The organism is Saccharomonospora halophila 8 (genome assembly GCF_000383775.1).
GTDB classification, from domain to species: Bacteria; Actinomycetota; Actinomycetes; order Mycobacteriales; family Pseudonocardiaceae; genus Saccharomonospora; species Saccharomonospora halophila.
Map to the genome: position 1 here is coordinate 11,982 of NZ_KB912488.1, position 3,155 is coordinate 15,136.

At 73.1% G+C, this 3,155-nt stretch carries 2 protein-coding genes; both read right to left on the bottom strand.

The genetic code is table 11. The features are described from left to right. On the bottom strand, positions 1 to 1,168 hold a 1,168-nt coding region (locus tag SACHA_RS19980), incomplete at its 3' end, for an NAD(P)H-hydrate epimerase (RefSeq protein WP_019807021.1). Positions 1,169 to 1,177: 9 nt separating this feature from the next. Beyond that, positions 1,178 to 3,040: a glutamine--fructose-6-phosphate transaminase (isomerizing) gene (glmS, locus tag SACHA_RS0102720; protein WP_028662829.1), complete on the bottom strand. Its 1,863-nt coding sequence runs from the start codon at positions 3,038 to 3,040 to the stop codon at positions 1,178 to 1,180. Between the last annotated feature and the right edge of the window lie 115 nt (positions 3,041 to 3,155).

Below are 3,155 nucleotides of genomic sequence, written 5' to 3' on the forward strand. Positions count from 1 at the left end.
GGGCCGCCTCCCGCACCGCGGCCACCCGGTCGGTCCCCGGCGCCCGGCCGGTGAGCCGCTCGAACTCCCCGTCGTGCGGGGTGAGCACGAGCGGCGTGTCCGGATCCCGGGCGTCCAGCACCTCCGGGTGCTGCGCGACGAGCGTCAGCGCATCGGCATCGGCACACACCGGCACGCCCTGCCCGAGTACGTGCGTCAGCACGTCCCTGCCCGCGGAACCGGTGCCGATGCCGGGACCGACGATCCACGACTGCACCCGGCCCGCGTCGAATACCGACCCCGTGGCCACCACCTCCGGCCAGTGGGACCGGACGACGTCAGCGGCGGGCCCGGCGTAGCGCACCATCCCGGCCGTGGCCCGCACGGCCGCCGCCGAAGCCAGCACCGCCGCACCCGGGTACGTCGACGAGCCGGCCGCGACCCCGGTCACTCCCTGGGTGTACTTGTTGTCGTCCGGGCCGGGCAGGGGCCACGCCGACGCCACCTCCGCGGCGTCCAACCTGCGCAGGTCGGGCTCACCCAATTCGGGCCCGAGCCCGATGTCGACGAGGACGACCTCCCCGCAACGCTGCGGCGCCAGCACGTGCACCGGCTTGCAAGCCCCGAACGTGACGGTGACGTCCGCGGACACCGCCGGACCGGCGACGGCACCACTGTCCGGGTCCACGCCGCTCGGCAGATCGACCGCGAGCACCGGGGCGCTCACCCGGTCGAACACGGCCGCCGCGTCCGGACGCAACGCGCCCGACCCCGAGATCCCGACGACCCCGTCGATCACCAGGTCCGCCGCGTCGATCCGGTCGGTCACGTCGGCGGTGTCGTCCGCGCCGACGTCCGCGCCGACCGCGACGGCACGTCCCCCCGCCCGCCGGAACGCCGCCAGACCCTCCGGGTGCGCCCTGTCCGGTCGCAACAGCAGCGCGGTGACGGCGACACCGCGCCGACGCAGGAACGCACCGGCCCACAGCGCGTCCCCACCGTTGTTCCCCGCGCCGACGACGAGGACCACCCGCCTGCCGGAAACGCCCCCGGTGTGCTCGGACAGCATCGCGGCGGCCCGCACCGACACCCCGTAGGCCGCCCTGCGCATCAGCGCACCCTCGGGGGTCACCCGCAGCAGCCGCTCCTCGGCGGCGCGCACGTGTGCGGAGGTCCAGATGCCGCGCACGGGGTCCGCCTACTCGACCGTCACCGACTTGGCGAGGTTGCGCGGCTTGTCGACGTCGAACCCGCGGGCACGGGCGATCTCGGCGGCGAGCACCTGCAGGGGAACCGTCGACACCAGCGGTTGCAGCAGCGTGGGCACGGCGGGGATCTCCACCAGCTCGTCCGCGAACGGACGCACCCGGTCGTCGCCCTCCTCGGCGATCACGATGGTGCGCGCGCCCCGTGCCTGGATCTCACTGATGTTCGACACCAGTTTCGAGTGCAGCACCGCGCGCCCCTTCGGCGACGGCATCACCACCACCACGGGGAGGTCGTCCTCGATCAGCGCGATCGGCCCGTGCTTCAGCTCGCCCGCCGCGAAGCCCTCGGCGTGCATGTAGGCGAGTTCCTTCAGCTTGAGCGCACCCTCCAGCGCCACCGGGTAGCCGACGTGCCTGCCGAGAAACAGCACCGCCTTGGACTCGGCCAGCCGCCTGCCCAGGCCCCGCACCTGCTCCAGGGTCTCCAGCGTCTTGTGCACCGCCGACGACATCGCCTCCAGCTCGGCGAACTCGCCGGCGACCTCGTCCGGATACTTGGTGCCGCGCGCCTGGGCGAGCGCCAGGCCGACGAGGTAGTTGGCCGCCACCTGCGCGAGGAACGCCTTCGTGGAGGCCACCCCGATCTCCGGGCCCGCGTGCGTGTAGAGCACGGCGTCGGACTCCCGGGGGATCTGGGCGCCGTTGGTGTTGCAGACCGCGAGCACCCGCGCCTTCTGCTCGCGGGCGTGCCGTACCGCCTCGAGGGTGTCGGCCGTCTCCCCGGACTGGGACACCGCCACCACCAGGGTGTCGCGGTCCAGCACCGGGTCGCGGTAGCGGAACTCGCTCGCCAGTTCGACCTCCACCGGTAGGCGGCACCAGTGCTCGATCGCGTACTTCGCCACCAGACCCGAGTGGTACGCCGAGCCGCAGGCCACGACGAAGACCTTGTCCACGTCGCGCAAATCCTGGTCGGACATCCGCTGCTCGTCGAGCACGACCCGGCCGTCCTGGAAGTGGCCGCGCAGCGTGTTGGCCAGCGCCTCGGGCTGTTCCTCGATCTCCTTGAGCATGAAGTACTCGTGGCCGCCCTTCTCGGCGGCGGAGAGATCCCAGTCGACGGTGAACGGCTTGCCCTCAGCGGCGTCCCCGGCGAAGTCGGTGATCTCGTACCCGTTCCGGCCGATCGCGACGAGCTGGTCCTGCCCGAGCTCGACGGCGTCCCGGGTGTGCTCGATGAACGCGGCGACGTCGGAGGCGACGAACATCTCGCCCTCGCCGACCCCCACGACCAGCGGCGACGAGCGACGTGCGGCGACGACCAGGTCCGGCTGGTCGGCGTGGGTCACCACGAGGGTGAACGCGCCCTCGAGCCTGCGGCAGACCGATCGGACGCTGGCCGGGAGGTCACCCGCCGTCTCGCCGTCGGTGTAGGCGCGGGCGATGAGGTGTGCGGTCGTCTCCGTGTCGGTGTCGCTGCTCAGCTCGACGCCGGCGGCCTCCAGCTCGGCGCGCAGCCCGGCGAAGTTCTCGATGATGCCGTTGTGGACCACGGCGACCCGGCCGGTGGCGTCCCGGTGCGGGTGGGAGTTGCGGTCGACCGGCGGCCCGTGGGTGGCCCACCGGGTGTGGCCCATACCCACCGTCCCGGCGAACGTGTCCCGCCCGGTGGCATCGAGGGCCGCTTCGAGGTTGGCCAGCCGACCCGCCCGACGTTCGACCGTCAGTGTCTGCCCACTGGTGGCCATGGCGACGCCCGCCGAGTCGTAGCCCCGGTACTCCATCCGGTGAAGCCCACCGAGCACGACGTCGAGGGCCTGACGATGCCCGACGTATCCCACGATTCCACACACGCCCCTCAGCGTAACGACACCGGCCACCCCCGCACGCCGCCCCGCCCGGGAGGGGACGGTCCGCCCGCGAAACGCGCCACCCGGGCCGTGGGGGTGGCGCGTTTCGCGGGCGGAC